The 16,961-nt window shown below is 68.8% G+C and carries 15 protein-coding genes, 1 other RNA gene and 1 pseudogene; 11 read left to right on the top strand and 6 right to left on the bottom strand.

Features of this window, described 5'->3' with window-relative positions:
* Positions 1 to 8: 8 nt before the first annotated feature.
* Complete coding sequence (locus K2L43_RS16240) at positions 9 to 500, top strand: hypothetical protein (RefSeq protein WP_220637998.1); 492 nt, start codon at positions 9 to 11, stop codon at positions 498 to 500.
* Positions 497 to 1,842: pseudogene (locus K2L43_RS16245) on the top strand (GAF domain-containing protein). The gene K2L43_RS16240 and the pseudogene K2L43_RS16245 overlap by 4 nt, the downstream one beginning before the upstream one ends.
* Positions 1,843 to 1,861: 19 nt before the next feature.
* On the opposite strand, the gene K2L43_RS16250 reads toward K2L43_RS16245, so the two are convergent.
* The 3 genes from K2L43_RS16250 to K2L43_RS16260 form a co-directional block, all read right to left on the bottom strand.
* Positions 1,862 to 2,293 (bottom strand): hypothetical protein, encoded by a 432-nt coding sequence (locus K2L43_RS16250; protein WP_220637999.1) that lies wholly within the window; start codon positions 2,291 to 2,293, stop codon positions 1,862 to 1,864.
* A complete protein-coding gene (locus K2L43_RS16255; RefSeq protein WP_255580478.1) occupies positions 2,290 to 2,472 on the bottom strand; it encodes a hypothetical protein in 183 nt (60 codons plus the stop codon). The genes K2L43_RS16250 and K2L43_RS16255 overlap by 4 nt, the downstream gene beginning before the upstream one ends.
* Before the next feature lie 131 nt (positions 2,473 to 2,603).
* A complete protein-coding gene (locus tag K2L43_RS16260; RefSeq protein ID WP_196994949.1) occupies positions 2,604 to 4,199 on the bottom strand; it encodes a GMC family oxidoreductase in 1,596 nt (531 codons plus the stop codon).
* Positions 4,200 to 4,311: 112 nt separating this feature from the next.
* Between K2L43_RS16260 and K2L43_RS16265 the strand changes: the two genes are divergently transcribed.
* The 4 genes from K2L43_RS16265 (at position 4,312) to K2L43_RS16280 (ending at position 8,890) form a co-directional block, all read left to right on the top strand.
* Positions 4,312 to 5,160: a 3-hydroxybutyryl-CoA dehydrogenase gene (locus K2L43_RS16265; protein WP_011806810.1), complete on the top strand. Its 849-nt coding sequence runs from the start codon at positions 4,312 to 4,314 to the stop codon at positions 5,158 to 5,160.
* 20 nt (positions 5,161 to 5,180) lie between these two features.
* A complete protein-coding gene (locus K2L43_RS16270; protein WP_220638000.1) occupies positions 5,181 to 5,981 on the top strand; it encodes an HpcH/HpaI aldolase/citrate lyase family protein in 801 nt (266 codons plus the stop codon).
* Between the two features lie 466 nt (positions 5,982 to 6,447).
* Positions 6,448 to 7,707 carry a YjgN family protein gene (locus K2L43_RS16275; protein WP_220638001.1) on the top strand — a complete coding sequence of 420 codons (1,260 nt, stop codon included), beginning with the start codon at positions 6,448 to 6,450 and terminating at the stop codon, positions 7,705 to 7,707.
* 58 nt (positions 7,708 to 7,765) lie between these two features.
* Positions 7,766 to 8,890, top strand: coding sequence for a M48 family metallopeptidase (locus tag K2L43_RS16280; RefSeq protein ID WP_220638002.1), 1,125 nt, complete (start codon positions 7,766 to 7,768; stop codon positions 8,888 to 8,890).
* Positions 8,891 to 8,955: 65 nt separating this feature from the next.
* Here K2L43_RS16280 and rnpB read toward each other — a convergent pair.
* Both rnpB and K2L43_RS16290 read right to left on the bottom strand, forming a co-directional pair.
* Positions 8,956 to 9,297, bottom strand: an RNA gene (rnpB, locus tag K2L43_RS16285) — RNase P RNA component class A.
* A gap of 48 nt (positions 9,298 to 9,345) precedes the next feature.
* Positions 9,346 to 9,516 (bottom strand): hypothetical protein, encoded by a 171-nt coding sequence (locus K2L43_RS16290; protein ID WP_015914283.1) that lies wholly within the window; start codon positions 9,514 to 9,516, stop codon positions 9,346 to 9,348.
* A 243-nt stretch (positions 9,517 to 9,759) separates the two neighbouring features.
* On the opposite strand from K2L43_RS16290, the gene cysK reads away from it, so the two are divergent.
* The 5 genes from cysK (at position 9,760) to K2L43_RS16315 (ending at position 15,829) form a co-directional block, all read left to right on the top strand.
* Positions 9,760 to 10,677 (top strand): cysteine synthase A, encoded by a 918-nt coding sequence (cysK, locus tag K2L43_RS16295; RefSeq protein WP_220638003.1) that lies wholly within the window; start codon positions 9,760 to 9,762, stop codon positions 10,675 to 10,677.
* 214 nt (positions 10,678 to 10,891) lie between these two features.
* Positions 10,892 to 11,662, top strand: coding sequence for an endonuclease/exonuclease/phosphatase family protein (locus K2L43_RS16300; RefSeq protein WP_047349377.1), 771 nt, complete (start codon positions 10,892 to 10,894; stop codon positions 11,660 to 11,662).
* Positions 11,662 to 12,879, top strand: coding sequence for a cardiolipin synthase ClsB (clsB, locus tag K2L43_RS16305; protein WP_220639019.1), 1,218 nt, complete (start codon positions 11,662 to 11,664; stop codon positions 12,877 to 12,879). The genes K2L43_RS16300 and clsB overlap by 1 nt, the downstream gene beginning before the upstream one ends.
* A 13-nt stretch (positions 12,880 to 12,892) precedes the next feature.
* Positions 12,893 to 13,945, top strand: a complete 1,053-nt coding sequence (locus K2L43_RS16310) for a YbhN family protein (protein ID WP_220638004.1) — start codon at positions 12,893 to 12,895, stop codon at positions 13,943 to 13,945.
* A gap of 102 nt (positions 13,946 to 14,047) precedes the next feature.
* A complete protein-coding gene (locus tag K2L43_RS16315) occupies positions 14,048 to 15,829 on the top strand; it encodes an NAD(P)/FAD-dependent oxidoreductase (RefSeq protein WP_220638005.1) in 1,782 nt (593 codons plus the stop codon).
* Positions 15,830 to 16,022: 193 nt separating this feature from the next.
* On the opposite strand, the gene K2L43_RS16320 is transcribed toward K2L43_RS16315, so the two are convergent.
* Entirely contained in the window at positions 16,023 to 16,955 is a 933-nt protein-coding gene (locus tag K2L43_RS16320; protein ID WP_011806821.1) for an electron transfer flavoprotein subunit alpha/FixB family protein, read from the bottom strand.
* Positions 16,956 to 16,961: the final 6 nt, after the last annotated feature.

Consider the following 16,961-nt stretch of genomic DNA (forward strand, 5'->3'; position numbering starts at 1 on the left):
TTTCACGCATGCCTACGCTTCTGAGCGCCGAATACATCGCCCTGGTGGACCGGGGCGTCTCCACCATCGTGGCCTCGCGCGACGCGCAGTTGCGCCCCAGCGTGATGCGCGCCGTAGGCGCGCGCATCAGCACCAACGGCCAGCGCATCACGGTCTTCCTGCGGCGAAGCCAGTCACGACAGCTTCTGGCCGACATTGCCACCACCGGCCACATTGCCGTGGTCTTCAGTGACCCGCCCTCGCACCGCACGGTGCAGGTCAAGGCCACCGCCGCCGTGCAACGTGCCGTGCTGCCGGCCGACGAACCCGCGCTGCAAAGCTACCTGTCCACCATGCAGCATGCCGTGGCCCAGGTGGGCTATGGCCCGCAGTACACCGCGGCCATGCTGAATGCACCACGGGACGATCTGGTGGCAGTGGAGTTTTCGCCCGAAGCCGCGTTCGACCAGACCCCCGGCCCGCATGCCGGCGAACCGTTGCGCAAGGAGCGCCAGCCGTGAACGTGCCGCCCACCCTGCGCTCCATCCGCGCCTGCCTGGAGGGCGCGATTCCTGCCATCATGGCCACCTGCGCCCCCGACGGCACGCCCAACGTGGCCTACATCTCACAGGTGGTCTACGTCGATGAGCAGCATGTGGCCCTGTCGTTCCAGTTCTTCAACAAGACGCGCGCCAACATCCTCGCCAACCCCTATGCCAGCGTGCTGGTGCTGGACCCCGTGACAGCACGCTGCTTTCGCCTGCACCTGCGCTTCTTGCGCACGGAGGCGGAAGGCGCACTGTTCGAGCGCATGCGCGCGCAGCTGGCGGGCATCGCCTCGCACAACGGCATGGCGGGCGTCTTCGAACTCAAGGGATCGGATGTCTACGCCGTCGAGCGCATCGAACCCGTGCCCGGAGAAGGACTGGCACCCAGCCCCGCGCAACTGCCACGCGCCGATCTGCTGGGCGCCGTGCGCCTGTGCAGCCAGCGCCTGGCGCGCTGCACCACGCTCGACGAGCTGCTACAGACACTGCTGGCGGGCCTGCACGAGCATCTGCACGTGCAGCATGCGATGGTGCTCATGCTGGATGCGCAAGCGGGCCACCTGTACACCGTGGCAAGCCATGGCTACACACATTCGGGCGTGGGCTCGGAGATCAAGCTGGGCCAGGGCGTGATAGGCGTGGCCGCGCGCGAAGCCACGCCGGTACGCATCAGCCACATGACCCATGCCGCGCTGTACAGCCATGCCATGCGCAGCAGCCTGGGACAGAGCGCGCCCGCGCACGAAATTCCCTACCCGGGCCTGCCCGCGCCGCACAGCCAGCTGGCCGTGCCCCTGGTGAGCTGCGGCCGCACCCTGGGGGTGCTGTTCGTGGAAAGCCCGCTGGACTGCAGTTCCGCTACCCGGAGGAAGACGCGCTGGTGGCGCTGGCAGGACAGCTGGCCACCGCGATCGACCTGCTGCAGTCGGCCGACGAAGCCATAGAGGCATCGCAAGAACCCGCGCCCGCGCCGGCGCCGCGGGGGGCGCCCGTGCGGGTGCGGCATTTCGCGGTGAACGACAGCGTGTTCGTCAATGACACCTACCTCATCAAGGGCGTGGCGGGCGCGATCCTGTGGAAGCTACTGCGCGACCATGAGCGCACCGGACGCCAGGACTTCAGCAACCGCGAACTGCGCCTGGACCCCAGCCTGCGCCTGCCGGGCGTGGCCGACAACCTGGAGGCGCGCCTGCTGTTGCTGCAGCGCCGACTGCAGGAAAGCGACACCGGCATCCATATCGACAAGACCGGCCGTGGGCGACTGCGGCTGCGCCTGGACGCACCTGCGCAGTTGGAAGAGATGGCCGGCGGTTGAAGGTCGCGCCGCCGCGCGCTCACTTGATTGGCCGCCGGCGCAGCAACTCGATGTTGGCGCGCTGCTCTGGGGTGAAGGATGCCAGCGCTTTGGTGCGCGAAGCCTTGTCAGCCAGCGATTCCATGGCGAGGAACATGCCCGCGTGCAGTGCGGCATACACCGCCGTGGCGTACTCGATGCCGCTGACCCGGTGGCGGGCCAGCAACGCACGGATGCGCGGATCCGCATCCAGCTGACGCGCCAGCTCCTGAACGGACTGCGCGTCCGGCTCGTCGTCGTCGCCGGGACGTGCGGCTTCTGGCGACGCAGCCTGCAGTGCCTCCATGCGCTCCAGCAACTGGGGCGTGAGCCGAAAGCGTTCGGGGGGCGGTGGGCCCGCAGCCAGGGTACTCGCGCTGGCCACGCAAAGCCAGAATGCAGCCAGGGTATGGCGCAACAACCCATGGCTCATCGCGCAAGCTCCAAAGCACGTGCCAGCTTGCCCCACTCGCCATTCGACAGGTGCGGACGCATGACACTCAATGCCGTGTCAAAGATGCCGGGAGGCGCATTGCGCCGCATGTCACCGAGCACCATGGCCCGCTCGCTCGGGGTCATGCTGAGCAGCATCCAGCGCAGCGTGACGAGCATCTCGTCCGGCGGTATCGACGCGACCAGCGCACCCTCGATGACAGCCAGTTCCGCGTCGCTGGCGTGCTGCTAAAAAACGCTTATGCGAACCCTCAAAATTTCTTAAGCGCGCACTGCCGAACCGGAGCGCGTCATGCAGCCTGGCGCAGCAAGTCCACAGCGCGCTCGGCAATCATCACCGTGGGTGCATTCGTGTTGCCGCTCACAATGCGCGGCATGATGGATGCGTCCACCACACGCAGAGCCTGCAGGCCATGCACACGCAGTTGGGCATCCACCACGTCCAGCGGACCGCAGCCCATGCGGCACGTGCCCACGGGGTGGTAGATGGTGTCGGCCCAGTCGCGGATGAACTGCTCGATCTGTGCATCGCTTTGCGCGCGGGACGAATGGGGCAGCTCACGCGCGCCCAGGCTGGCCAGAGCGGGCTGCGCCAGGATCTCGCGCATGCGCCGCACGCCGCGCACCATGCGCCGCATGTCGTCGGGATCACTGAAGAATGCCGGGTCCACCCGCGGAGCGGCCGCCGGGTCGGCGCTGGCCAGCGTCACCCGGCCGCGGCTTCGGGGCTGCAGCAGGCATACATGGCAGGAATAGCCATGACCCCATGTGACCCGCCGGCCGTGGTCCAGCAGCTTGCCGACCACGAAGTGCAGCTGCAGGTCGGGCAATGGCTCCTCGGGGCGACTCTTGATGAAGCCGCCAGCCTCGGCGAAGTTGGTGGTCAGCATGCCGCCGCGGTGCGCACGCCACTCCCGCACGCCGCGCAGCACGTTCAGCGCCCCGGGCAGCGACAGGCCGAAAAGGTCCGTCAACCGCGGTGCGTCCATCACCTGCACCACGTCGGGATGGTCGTGCAGATGCGCGCCCACGCCCGGCAGATCGTGCACCACGCCAATGCCGTGGCTCTGCAACTGCGCGCCCGGCCCCACACCCGAGAGCATGAGCAATTGCGGTGACAGCAGCGCCCCCGCCGACAGCAGCACTTCACGCGTGGCGCGCACCTGCTGCGTCTGGCCGCCCCGGCGGTATTCCACGCCCGTGGCGCGCCGGCCCTCAAACAGGATGCGCGTGGCCTGCGCGCCGGTCACCACCTGCAGATTGGTCCGGCCCAGGTGGGGCGTGAGGTAGGCCTTGGCCACGCTGAAGCGTTCGCCCGCCCGGTGCGTGACCTGGTAGAGACCTACGCCCTCCAGTTGCGCGCCGTTGAAGTCGTCATTGCGTGGATGGCCAGCCTGCACGCCGGCTTCGACGAAGGCGCGGCTGGCACGCTGCGGCGACTGCAGGTCCGTCACATTCAGCGGCCCGTCCGTGCCGTGCCAGGCGCTTGCACCGCGCTCGTTGCGCTCGGCCCGAAGGAAGTACGGCAGCACGTCGTTCCAGCCCCAGCCTGCATTGCCGGCCGCAGCCCAGTGGTCGTAGTCGCTGGCGTGGCCGCGCGCGTAGATCATGGCGTTGACCGAGCTGGAACCACCCAGCACCTTGCCGCGCGGCTGGTAGCCCCGACGCCCGCCCAGGCCCGCCTGCGGCGTGGTGTGCAGCCCCCAGTTGAAGGCGCCGCTGCGCGCCATGGCGGCCAGCCCCGCCGGGCAATGGATGAGCACACTGGCATCGCTGCCGCCCGCCTCCAGCAGGCACACGCGCACCGTGGGGTCCTCGCTCAGCCGCCCCGCCAGCACGCAGCCCGCCGAGCCGCCCCCGATCACGACATAGTCGAACTCACGCATGCAGTGTCCCCTCGTTGTATGGCGATGCTGCAACGCAGCAGCAGACGCGCGATTGCCGATACCATCACGGCATCGTTTTTTTCTCACTACTACACTTTCAAGGGACATTTATATGACGATTTCGACCGTTGGCATCATCGGCGCGGGCACCATGGGCAACGGCATTGCCCAGGCATGCGCTGTGTCGGGCATCAATGTGGTGATGGTGGACATCTCCGACGCCGCCGTGCAAAAGGGCGTGGCCACCGTGGCGGGCAGCCTGGACCGCCTGATCAAGAAAGAAAAGATCACCGAAGCCGACAAGAGCGCCGCCCTCGCGCGCATCAAAACCTCCACCAGCTACGACGACCTGAAGGCCGCCCAGATCGTGATCGAGGCCGCCACCGAGAACTACGAACTCAAGCTCAAGATCCTCAAGCAGGTGGACGCGCTGGTGGCGCCCGAAGTGATCATTGCGTCCAACACCTCTTCGATCTCCATCACCAAGCTGGCCGCCGCCACGTCGCGCGCCGACCGGTTCATCGGCATGCATTTCTTCAACCCCGTGCCGATGATGGCGCTGGTGGAGATCATTCGCGGCCTGCAGACTTCCGACGCCACGCACGACACGGTGAAGCAGCTCTCCGAGCGCCTGGGCAAGTCGCCCATCACCGTGAAGAACGCCCCCGGCTTCGTGGTCAACCGCATCCTGGTGCCCATGATCAACGAGGCCTTCTTCGTGCTGGCAGAGGGCCTGGCAACGCCCGAGGACATCGACGCCGGCATGAAGCTCGGCTGCAACCAGCCCATCGGCCCGCTGGCGCTGGCCGACATGATCGGTCTGGACGTGTGCCTGGCCGTGATGGACGTGTACCTGACCGAGTTCGGCGACAGCAAGTACCGCCCCTGCCCGCTGCTCAAGGAGATGGTGGCCGCCGGCCGCCTGGGCCGCAAGACCGGCCGCGGCGTGTACCAGTACTGACCTGACCCAGACCACCTGCCATGCCCGTTCGCAACCCCTTCAAGCACGCACTGGCCGCCGGTCAGGCGCAGATCGGCATCTGGTCCACCCTGCCATCACCCCTGGTCACCGAGCTGATCGCGGGATCGGGCTTTGACTGGGTGCTGCTGGACACGGAACACACGCCCAGCGACGTACCGCTCATGGTGCAGCAGCTGCAGGCCGTGGCCGCCGGCTGCCGGGACCACACGCACTGCGTGGTGCGCCCGGCCTGGAACGACCCGGTGCTGATCAAGCGCTACCTGGACATCGGCGCGCAAACGCTGCTGCTGCCCTTCGTGCAGAACGCGGACGAGGCGCGCGCCGCCGTGGCCGCCATGCGCTACGCGCCGCGCGGCATCCGCGGCATGGGCGGCTCCATGCGCGCCTCGGACTTCGGCCGCGACGCGGCCTATGTACGCGATGCGGAGAACGAGCTCTGCCTGCTGGTGCAGGTGGAGACGGCCGAGGCGCTGGAGCAGATTGAGGCCATCGCCGCGGTGGAGGGCGTGGACGGCATCTTCATCGGCCCGGCCGATCTGTCCGCCAGCATGGGCTTCCCGGGTGATGCCAACCACCCCACGGTGCGCGCCGCGATCGACGACGCGATCCGCCGCATCCGCGCGGCCGGCAAGGCACCTGGCATCCTCGTGGTGGACGAAGCCCGGGCGCGCGAATGCCTGGCCCTGGGCGCGCAGTTCGTGGCCGTGGGCATGGACATGCTCCTGCTGCGCCAGGCCGCGGACGGGCTGGCCGCGCGCTTCCGGCCAGGCGCACGCGGGCCCGTCGTCACGAGCTACTGACCCCGAGCGCCGCCCGCGCGGTCGGCGCTTCCGCCCACAAAACCGCCCGCCACAGCGTGTTTCGGTCGCCAATCTCGCTACATTAGGGCCTGTTCACACTATTTTTGCCAGTGCGAATGGCGTGAAAACCGCGCCAATCTAGGCGCGTGACGACGCCAAGGCCGGGGCCTTGGCTAGGAGGGCAACGACGAATGGCGCGGTTTTCACTCCGTTCCCTCCGGGTTGCGATCAAAAAGGGCCATTCGCGGCGTTGCCAAGCCTCGCTGGGGTAGCACCCCAGCTTCGTTTGGCGCCTTGCGCCTGGCCCTTTTTGATCGCAACGCATCTGGCAAAAATAGTGTGAACAGGCCCTAGCTATAGCTGCCAGCGGTGATATGGCGGCGGTTCCAGCTTTCTACGTCTAGAAAAATTCCATCTGGGCGCTGCGCTACACTGCGCGCCAACAACCACCAGAGAGGGAAAAACCATGGACGTCCAGGTATCGTCCGAGCGCGCGCGGGCGCGCTCTGGGCTGCGCTCGTCCTTCGAGTCACAGGACATCGAGCCACACGCCATGCGCTTCACGGGCAGCGGCGGCGAGTACTTCCGCGTGTGGATCGTGAACGTACTGCTGAGCATTCTGACGCTGGGCCTGTACACCCCCTGGGCGCGGCGGCGTACGGCTCAGTACTTCTACGGCCACACGCTGGTGGCAGGCAGCCCCCTGGAATTCACCGCGCAGCAGCGGCGCATGGTGGTGGGCTTCGTCGTGCTGCTGCTGCTCACGGTGGCCTACCAGTTGGCCGTCAACACGGGGCAGGACACGGCCGTGGGCCTTTTCATCCTGGGCGGTGCGGCCCTGTCGCCGCTGATCTGGGGCAGCGCCATGCGCTTTCGCCTGGCCAACACGCGCTGGCGCGGGCTGCGTCTGCAGTTCGCGGCGAGCTGGCGCGAGGTCTACACCGCCAGCTGGCCCGTGTTCGCTCTGGCACTGGTGTGGCTGGGCGTGTTCTGGGGCCTGCAGTCCCTGGCCCCGGCCGCGGTGGTGAACGAGGAAGCCGGCCGCAAGCTGCCCGAGGTCACCGCGCCGCTGATAGGTCTGGTGGCGCTGGGCCTGCTGCTCACGGTGCTGTGCATCATCCGACTGGAGTTCAACTACCGCAGCCTCCTGGTGCTGCGCTCACGCATCGGCAACGAGGCCGGCCGCTGGAAGCCCGTGTACATGGATTTCGTGAAGCTGTGGCTGGCCACGCTGGCGGTGTTTCTCGTCTCGCTGCTGGTGCTCGTCGCGCTGGTCGCGGGCCTCTTCACGGGCTCGCTCGGACTCGTGTCCAAGCTGGGCAAGGGCGGGATGGGGCTGGGCATCTTCGTGCTGATCATGGCGGCCTTCGTGGGCGCGCTGCTGGCGATGATGCTGGCCACCGCACCGGCACGCGCCTATCGCGAGGCCGCGCTGTTTCGCCTGACCTGGAGCAACATCGGTGTGAGCCGCATCGCGCGCTTCAAGTGCAACCTCAGCACGGGCGGCTATGTGCTGCTGCGGCTGCGCAACATGCTGCTCACGGTACTGACGCTGGGGTTCTTCCGCCCATTCGCCATGGTGAGCGAATACCGCATGAAGCTCGAATCCGTCACCGTCCATGTCAAGGGCGGCGTGGACCAGGTGGCGGGGCGCCTGGGCCGGCAGCAGCCGGGCGGCATCGGCGATGCGCTGGCTGACGCGGCGGGCCTGGACCTGATCGGATGACCGGTCGCCCCAAAACACCTTCGCCCGGCGCCCCCTCGCGGAGACGCGATTGACGGGCATGGTGCTCGCCCATTGGTTCGACGGGCGCAGCAGCCGACCGCGCGCGGCGCAGGTGCGGCTGCTGCCCGCGCCCGACGGTCCCGCGCTGGAACTGCATGTGCCCGGTGCGCCGCCGCGCCGCTTTGCCCACCGCGACGTGACCTGGCCCGAGGCCTGGAACGCCCGGCGTCCGCAACCAAAACTCGTGGCCGATCTGGGCGACGACGGCAGCCTGGAGATCGACGACCCCGCCGCCTGGCAGGCCGCACTGGATGCGGCCGGCCACCGGCCGGGGCTGGCGCAGCGCATGCAAACGCGCTGGGGCGTGTTTGCCGTGGTGCTGGTGCTGGCCGTGGCCGGGTTGTTCGCGTTCTACCGCCACGGCACGCCCTGGCTGGCCGCGCAGCTCACGCGCCATGTGCCGCTGGCCTGGGATGTGGCGCTGGCCCAGAGTGCGCTGGCGCAGATGGACGCGGGCACCCTCAAGCCCACCACGCTCACGCCTGCGCGCCAAGCCGCGCTGCGCGCACGTTTCGATGCGCTGCTGGCCGCTTCGCCCGCGGCGCTGCAGCGCTATGGCGGTTACGCGCCGCACTACACGCTCGCGTTCCGCTCCGGCCTGGGGCCCAATGCCTTCGCCTTGCCCGGCGGCACGGTGGTGATGACCGATGCGCTGGTGGAAACCGCCCGCGCGCAACGCCTGGACGACGACGCGCTGGTGGGCGTGCTGGCACACGAGATCGGCCATGTGGCCCACCGGCATACCACGCGCATGCTCGTCGAGCAGGGGGTGCTGCAGGTGGGTCTGGGACTGGCGCTGGGTGACGTGTCCGGCCTGGTGGCCACGGGCAGTTCGTTGCTCACGGGCCTGGCCTACAGCCGCAGCCATGAGCGCGAGGCCGACTGCCACGCGCTCGCACTGATGCGCCATGCCGGCCTGCCCACCGCACCGATGGGCGACCTGCTGTTGGCCATGCTGCGGGACGAGGATTCCGCAACCCCCTCCCCGCAGGCCGGCAAGGCCCCATCCACGCCCGAGGACCCGCCGCAGCCCCAAGGCCTGTGGACGCTGCTGAGCACCCATCCGGACACGCTGGAGCGCGCCAACGCGCTGCGCGCCGGCCGTGCGCCGTATTGCTTCTGAGCGCTCCTGAAAAAAGAGCTGCCAGCGCTTGATTGTCAAGGGCTGGCAGCTGTTTTGGCATAAAAGTGTGAAGCGCGCCGATAAGCCGGATTCTGTGCACTGCGGTTGCCCGCAGCGTGACCGCCATTAATCTGGGCCGGGTGTCACCACCACGGCTCGGTGCTACCTACCCGCCAGCTCCGCGGAACCACGTCAACGCTGGCCTACTTGGTATTGCTGCGCGTAGAGATTGCCCGTTTCACCCCCAGTGGTCTGCCTTCGCAGGCACTCCCCCGGGACTCGTCTCTGTTGCTCTGATCCTCACCTCACGGTGGGCAGCCGTTAGCTGCTACGCTGTCCTGTGCAGTCCGGACGTTCCTCCAGTGCCTGGTTTCCCAGATTGCACCAGCGGCGGTCTGGCGTGCTTCACGGGCGCAATTATCCGCGTTTCTCCGCTGCGGCGCGCGGCCGCGCGCTCAATGCGCGGGCAACAACTGGAAGATGTTGTAGGCGATGAGCAGCAGCGCGCCCACGATGCCCACCATCATCAGCGCCGGGCCCCAGCGCGACTCGCGCGCCGAGAAACCGATCAGCATCAGCGCACAGCTCGCGGTGAGCATGAGCATGGTGGTATGCAGCAAGGTCATGGCGCAGGAGGGAAAGTGAAGACGAGACCATTGTCGCGCACACACCCTACTGATGGCACAGGCAGGCGCGCACGCGCCGGCAAATCTTGATGCACATCAATCGAGCCGGCCCGCAGGCGGACGATTCACGCCGGCGCCATATCCACAGCGGGAATATCCATATCGCGACGCCGCTGAACGACTCCCCCACAATGGACGCCTCTCCCGCTTTGCCGGATTCCCACCCTCTACCCTGGAGACACCATGCGAGTCGACAACATCCTGCACACCATCGGCAACACTCCCCACGTGCGCATCAATCGCCTGTTCGGCGCGGGTGCCAACGTGTGGGTGAAGTCCGAGCGCGCCAACCCCGGCGGTTCCATCAAGGACCGCATCGCCCTGGCGATGGTCGAGGCGGCCGAGCGCAGTGGCGCTCTGCAGCCAGGCGGCACCATCATCGAGCCCACCTCGGGCAACACCGGCATTGGCTTGGCGCTGGTAGCGGCCGTCAAGGGCTACCAGCTGGTGCTGGTGATGCCTGACAGCATGTCCATCGAACGCCGCCGCCTGATGCTGGCCTACGGCGCCCGCTTCGACCTCACGCCCAAGGAAAAGGGCATGAAAGGCGCCATCGCCCGCGCGCAGGAACTGGTGGCCGCGACACCCGGCAGCTGGATGCCCCAACAGTTCGAAAACCCGGCCAACGTCGACGTGCACATGCGCACCACGGCGCAGGAAATCGCCGCCGACTTCCCCGACGGGCTGGACGCACTCGTCACCGGTGTGGGCACGGGCGGGCACATCACGGGCGTGGCGCGCGTGCTCAAGGCGCAGTTTCCGCAGCTCAAGGTGTTCGCGGTGGAACCTTCGCAATCGCCCGTGCTGTCGGGCGGCCAGCCCGGCCCGCACCCCATCCAGGGCTTGGGCGCGGGCTTCGTGCCGCAGATCATGGACACCAGCCTGCTGGACGGCGTGATCCAGGTCGAGGCCGAGCCCGCGCGTGAATACGCCCGCCGCGCCGCGCGCGAGGAAGGGCTGCTGGTGGGCATTTCCTCCGGCGCCACACTGGCCGCCATTGCCCAGAAGCTGCCCGAGTTGCCCGCGGGCGCGCGGGTGCTGGGCTTCAACTACGACACCGGCGAACGCTATCTGTCGGTCGAGGGCTTCCTGCCCGCCTGACACGCCTGGCGCACCTTTTCGACAAGGCCCCGCAAGGGGCCTTTTTTATGCCTTGCCGCCAACGCAACGACGCGGCATGTTCACGCACCGGCATGGTCCACCGTCCTACAGCCGCGTGCCGGCCGCCAGGGAAACAATGCCCCATCGCCCTCCGCTGCCGCGCGGCCGCGCTGCGGTGCGCCCCCCCGGCAGCGGGCCGGCATTGGATTTCCCCATGACTCAGAACCCGCCTTCTTCCTCCCCCGTCGCGTTCAAGGTGCTGACCGTGAACGTGCACAAGGGGTTCACGTCCTTCAACCGCCGCTTCATGTTGCACGAGTTGCGCGAGGCGGTGCGCCAGGTATCGGCCGACCTCGTGTTCCTGCAGGAGGTGCTGGGCACGCACCAGCGCCATGCGGGGCGCGTGACCAATTTCCCACAGGAGCCGCACTACGAGTTCCTGGCCGACTCCATCTGGACGCAGTACGCCTATGGCCGCAATGCGGTCTACACCGATGGCCACCACGGCAACGCATTGCTGTCCAAGTTCCCGATCGTGCACTACGAGAACCACGACATCTCGGTCAGCGGCCCGGAGCGCCGCGGCATGCTGCACTGCGTGCTGCAGCCGCCCCAGCATTCACGGCCTGTCCATGCCATCTGCGTACACCTGGGCCTGCAGGAGGCGCACCGCCAGCAGCAGTTGCGCCGCGTGTCCGCGCTGGTGCATTCGTTTCCCGCGCAGGACCCGGTGATCGTCGCGGGTGACTTCAACGACTGGCGTGGCCGCGCGCACGACGTGCTGCAGCGCGAAGCCGGCCTGCATGAAGTGTTCGTGCAAGCCTGCGGGCGTGCCGTGCGCACCTTTCCCGCATCGCTGCCGCTGCTGCCGCTGGACCGCATCTATGTGCGCGGCACCTCGGTGCACACGCCGATGAGCCTGCCGCGCAGGCCCTGGAACCGCCTGTCGGACCATGCGCCGCTGGCCGCGGAGATCCTCCTGTGATGCGCCCGCGACCGTCCTCGCGCTGGATACCCGGCAACCACTTTCGCCTGCTGGAGAACGGCGAGGAGTTCTTCCCGCGTGTGTTCGAGGCCATTGCCCAGGCGCAGCGCGAGGTGATGGTGGAGACCTTCATCCTGTTCGACGACCACATCGGCCAGGGGCTGCACGCGGCGCTGCTGCAGGCGGCGCGGCGCGGCGTGTCGGTGAACCTGCTGGTGGACGGTTTTGGCTCGCCCGACCTGCCTGATCATTTTGTCGACAGCCTGGTGCAGGCGGGCGTGCGTTTTCGTGTGTTCGACCCAGGGCGGCGCCTCTTCGGCCAGCGCCTGAACGTGCTGCGGCGCATGCACCGCAAGATCGTGGTGGTGGACGGCACGCTGGGCTTCATCGGCGGCATCAACTACTCGGCGGACCATGTGGCGGACTTCGGCCCGCAGGCCAAGCAAGACTATGCCGTCGAGGTGCATGGCCCCATCGTGGCGCACATGCACCGCTTCACCCGCATGGCGGTCCTGCCCCCGTCTGCCCAGCGCACCCACCGCCACGAGCCGCTGCCGCAGCTGCCCGCGGCGGGCTCGGCCCACGCCATGTTCGTCACGCGCGACAACCACCGGCATACCAACGACATCGAGCGCCACTACCGTATCGCCCTGCGGGCCGCGCGCGAGCGCGTGGTGATCGCCAACGCGTATTTCTTCCCCGGCTACCGGCTGGTGCGCGAGCTGCGCCGCGCCGCGCGACGCGGGGTGGACGTGCGCCTGATCCTGCAGGGCGAACCCGACATGCCCATCGTGAAGACCGCGGCCGGCCTGCTGTACGACCACCTGCTGCGCGCGGGAGTACACATCTACGAGTACTGCGAGCGCCCGCTGCACGGCAAGGTGGCGCTGGTGGACCGCGAGTGGTCTACCGTGGGCTCCAGCAACCTCGACCCCCTGAGCCTGTCGCTCAACCTGGAGGCGAACGTCGTCATCCGCGATGCCTCCTTCAATGCGCTGCTGTATCAGCGCCTGTCGCGCCTGATGCAGCGGCACTGCCGCCAGGTGGAGCCCGCTCCGCGCGGCGCCTGGGAGGCCCTGCGCCTGCTGCGCGGCTACTGCGTGTACCACCTCATGCGCTGGTTTCCCGCCTGGGCGGGCTGGCTGCCGCGACACGAGCCCGCCATCGCCGTCATGCAGGCCGAGCCGCCCGCTGACCAAACTGCGCGCGCGTCCTGAGGCAAGGCAGCCCATGCACGGCCCTGCCACTTCGCCTGTCCACACCGCGCACCGCCGTCGCCGCAGCGGGTGGCGCCGGTTACGGGGCTGGCGCTGGCTGGCCGGGCTCGCCATGGCAGCGGTGGCCGCCCTGGTGGTATGGCTGCTGGTGCGCCAGGGCCTGCAGGTGGACTGGCCCGGCGTATGGCAGGCGCTGCGCGCGTTGCCTGTGCCCACGCTGGCCGCAGCCGCGGCCCTGGCCTGGGCCGGGCACCTGGTGTACGGGTGCTTCGACCTGTTCGGTCGCCACGTGGTACGCCACGGGCTGGGCGTCGCCCGCACCATGGGCGTCACGCTGATCGCCTACCCCTTCACGCTCAACCTGGGCTCGCTGATCGGCGGCGCTTCGGTGCGCTACCGGTTGTATTCGCGCCAGGGCCTGGATGTGGGCCAGATCGCGCAGGTGATCAGCCTGTCCATCGCCACCAACTGGCTGGGCTACTGCGTGCTGGCCTGTGCGCTGTTCTGGGCCTGGACACCGCCGCTGCCCGAGGGTTGGCGTATGGGCAGCGGCCAGCTCCCTTGGTTGGGCACGGTGCTGGCCTGCGTGGCGCTGGGCTACCTGGCGCTGTGCGCGCAGCGCGGCGGGCACCGACCGCTGATGCTGCGTGGGCGACGCCTGCCGCTACCGACCTGGCGCGTGGCGCTGCTGCAGTTGGTGCTGTCGTGCACCCACTGGGCGTTAATGGCCGCGTCCGTGTGGGTGCTGGCGCGCCAGCAGGTGCCCTACGCCGCGGCGCTGGCCACGGTGCTGCTGGGCGCGGTGGCCGGGCTGGTCTCGCGCATCCCCGCCGGTCTGGGTGTGCTGGAGGCCGTGGGCACGGCCGTGCTGGCCGTGCACCTGCCCGTGAGCCAGGCGCTGGCCGTGGTGCTGGCCTTCCGCGCGGTGTACTACTTCGCGCCGCTCGCGCCCGCGGCGCTGGCCCTGCTGGCGACCGAGCTGTGGTGGCGGCGGCATCAGCCGACCACCAATTCTCAAGAAAAAACAGCCCCTAGCGCTTTTCAGACAAGCGCAAGCAGCTATTAATACAATAGCAAATTGAGTTCTCCTCACCGGTCATGACCGTGCGGCGCTCCCTTATGATCGCCCTCCTCTTTGGCACCGCCCGATAGTCACGGGCCGCACCCCATGATTCGCCTCTCCGAAATCAAGCTGCCGCTGGCAGCCCTGCCCGCCGGCGCCTACGACGCCGACACCCACCCCGACGCCCTGCTACGCGCCCAGGCCGCACAGGTGCTGGGCGTGCCCCAGTCCGCCATCGCCGCCCTGCACGTGCACAAACGCAGCTTCGACGCGCGCAAGGCCGACCTGATGGCGGTGTACATCCTGGACCTGCAGCTCGCGGACGCGTCCCAGGCCGGCGCCCTGCTGGCACGCCATGCCGGCCACCCGCACATCCAGCCCACGCCCGACATGGCCTGGCACCCGGTGGACTGCGCTGGCGAAGCGCCCGCACAGCGCCCGGTGGTGGTGGGCTTCGGGCCCTGCGGCATCTTCGCGGCGCTGGTGCTGGCGCAGATGGGGTTCCGGCCCATCGTGCTGGAGCGCGGCAAGCCCGTGCGCGAGCGCACCAAAGACACCTGGGGCCTGTGGCGCAAGCGCGAACTGAACCCCGAGTCCAACGTGCAGTTCGGCGAAGGCGGCGCCGGCACCTTCAGCGACGGCAAGCTCTACAGCCAGATCAAGGACCCGCGCCACCTGGGCCGCAAGGTGATGGAGGAATTCGTCGCAGCGGGCGCCCCGCCCGAGATCCTGTACGTGGCCCACCCCCACATCGGCACCTTCAAGCTGGTGAAAGTGGTGGAGTCGCTGCGCGCGCAGATCATCGCGCTGGGCGGCGAGGTGCGCTTCGAGCAGCGTGTGGACGACGTGATCATCGAAACCGACACCGCCGGCCGGCGCTACCTGCGCGGCCTGCGCGTGCGCGATCTGGCCAGCGGCGCAGTGCAGGAGCTGCGCGCCGATCACGTGGTCATGGCCCTGGGCCACAGCGCGCGCGACAGCTTCGCCATGCTGCACACGCACGGTGTGGCCATGGAGGCCAAGCCGTTCTCCGTGGGCGTGCGCATCGAGCATCCGCAGAGCGTGATCGACCGCGCGCGCTGGGGCAAGCATGCAGGCCACCCGCTGCTGGGCGCGGCCGACTACAAGCTGGTGCACCACGCCAGCCAGGGGCGCACCGTGTACAGCTTCTGCATGTGCCCCGGCGGCACCGTGGTGGCCGCCACCAGCGAGCCCGGGCGCGTGGTCACCAACGGCATGAGCCAGTATTCGCGCGCCGAGCGCAACGCCAACGCCGGCATGGTGGTGGGCGTGGACCCGCAGGATTATCCGCGCGACCCCGCGGCCTTCGAGGCCGCGCTGGGCGCCTCCCACGGCGTGGACACTCTGCCCACCGGGCAGGTGCACCCGCTGGCCGGTATCGTGCTGCAGCGCCAGCTGGAGTCGAACGCCTACCGCCTGGGCGGCGGCAACTACAACGCCCCCGCGCAGCGCGTGGGCGATTTTCTGGCGCGCCGCGCATCCACCGCGCTGGGGGACGTGCAGCCCTCGTACAAGCCCGGCGTCACGCTGGTCGGCATGGACGACGCCCTACCCGCCTTCGCCACCGAGGCCATGCGCGAGGCCCTGCCCGCCTTCGGCCGCAAGATCCGTGGCTACGACATGCACGACGCGGTGCTGACGGGCGTGGAAACGCGCACCTCGTCGCCGCTGCGCATCGGCCGCGGCGACAACTTCCAGAGCCTGAACACCGCCGGCCTGTACCCCGCCGGCGAGGGCGCGGGCTACGCGGGCGGCATCCTCTCGGCCGGCGTGGACGGCATCAAGGTCGGCGAGGCCGTGGCCTGTGCGATGCTGGGCCTGCCGCTGCCCTCCTCGGGCACGCGCGGCTCGGGTGGGGCGGCCTGAGCTTCGGCCCCCTGCCCTGTCCCAAGGCCGCGCACCGCGAGGCACCGAGACCATCGTCGGGTGAACGCGGTGACTCCGCATGCCTGCATGGCTCTCGACGAAGTCCCCGGCAGGGTTCTTGCGGGCGCGGGTGCTCCCGCCGGACGAACGAAAGCGCGGCTGCGCCGGGCGCCCTGCGCCGCGCCAAGGCAGGTCACAGGCGCGAGGCCATCTCCGGCACGGCCTGGAACAGATCGGCCTCCAGCCCATAATCGGCCACCGCAAAGATCGGTGCCTCCGGGTCCTTGTTGATCGCCACGATCACCTTGCTGTCCTTCATCCCTGCCAGGTGCTGGATGGCCCCCGAGATCCCCGCCGCGATGTACAGCTGCGGCGCAACGATCTTGCCCGTTTGCCCCACCTGCAGGTCGTTCGGGGCGTAGCCCGCGTCCACCGCTGCGCGGCTGGCGCCAATGGCCGCGCCCAGCTTGTCCGCCAGCGGGGTCATGACTTCGTTGAACTTCTCGCTGCTGCCCAGCGCCCGGCCGCCCGAGACGATGATCTTGGCGGCGGTGAGCTCGGGCCGGTCGCTCTTGGTGACTTCGCGTCCTGCAAAGCTGCTCTTGCCGGCGTCGGCCACGGCGGCGGTGGTTTCCACCGCGGCGCTGCCGCCCGTGGCGGGCGCCGCGTCAAAGCCGGTGCCGCGCACGGTGATGACCTTGACGCTGTCCGCGCTTTGCACGGTGGCGATGGCGTTGCCCGCGTAGATGGGGCGCTCGAAGGTGTCGGCGGAGATCACTTTGGTGATGTCGCTGATCTGCGCCACGTCCAGCTTGGCGGCCACGCGCGGGGCGACGTTCTTGCCGCTGGCGGTGGCCGGGAACAGGATGTGGCTGTAGTTGCCGGCAATCTGCAGCACCTGGGCGGCCAGGTTCTCGGCCAGGCCGTCCTTCAGGCTGGCGCCGTCGGCGTGCAGGACTTTGGCGACGCCTGCGATTTGGGAGGCGGCCTGGGCGGCGGCCTGCGCGCCTTCACCGGCTACGAGCACGTGCACGTCGCCCCCGCAGGCGAGTGCGGCGGTGACGGTGTTCAGGGTGGCGGCCTTGAGGCTGGCGTTGTCGTGTTCTGCAATGACGAGTACGGTCATGTTGTT

Source organism: Diaphorobacter sp. MNS-0 (assembly GCF_019602835.1).
Classification (GTDB): Bacteria; Pseudomonadota; Gammaproteobacteria; order Burkholderiales; family Burkholderiaceae_C; genus Diaphorobacter; species Diaphorobacter nitroreducens.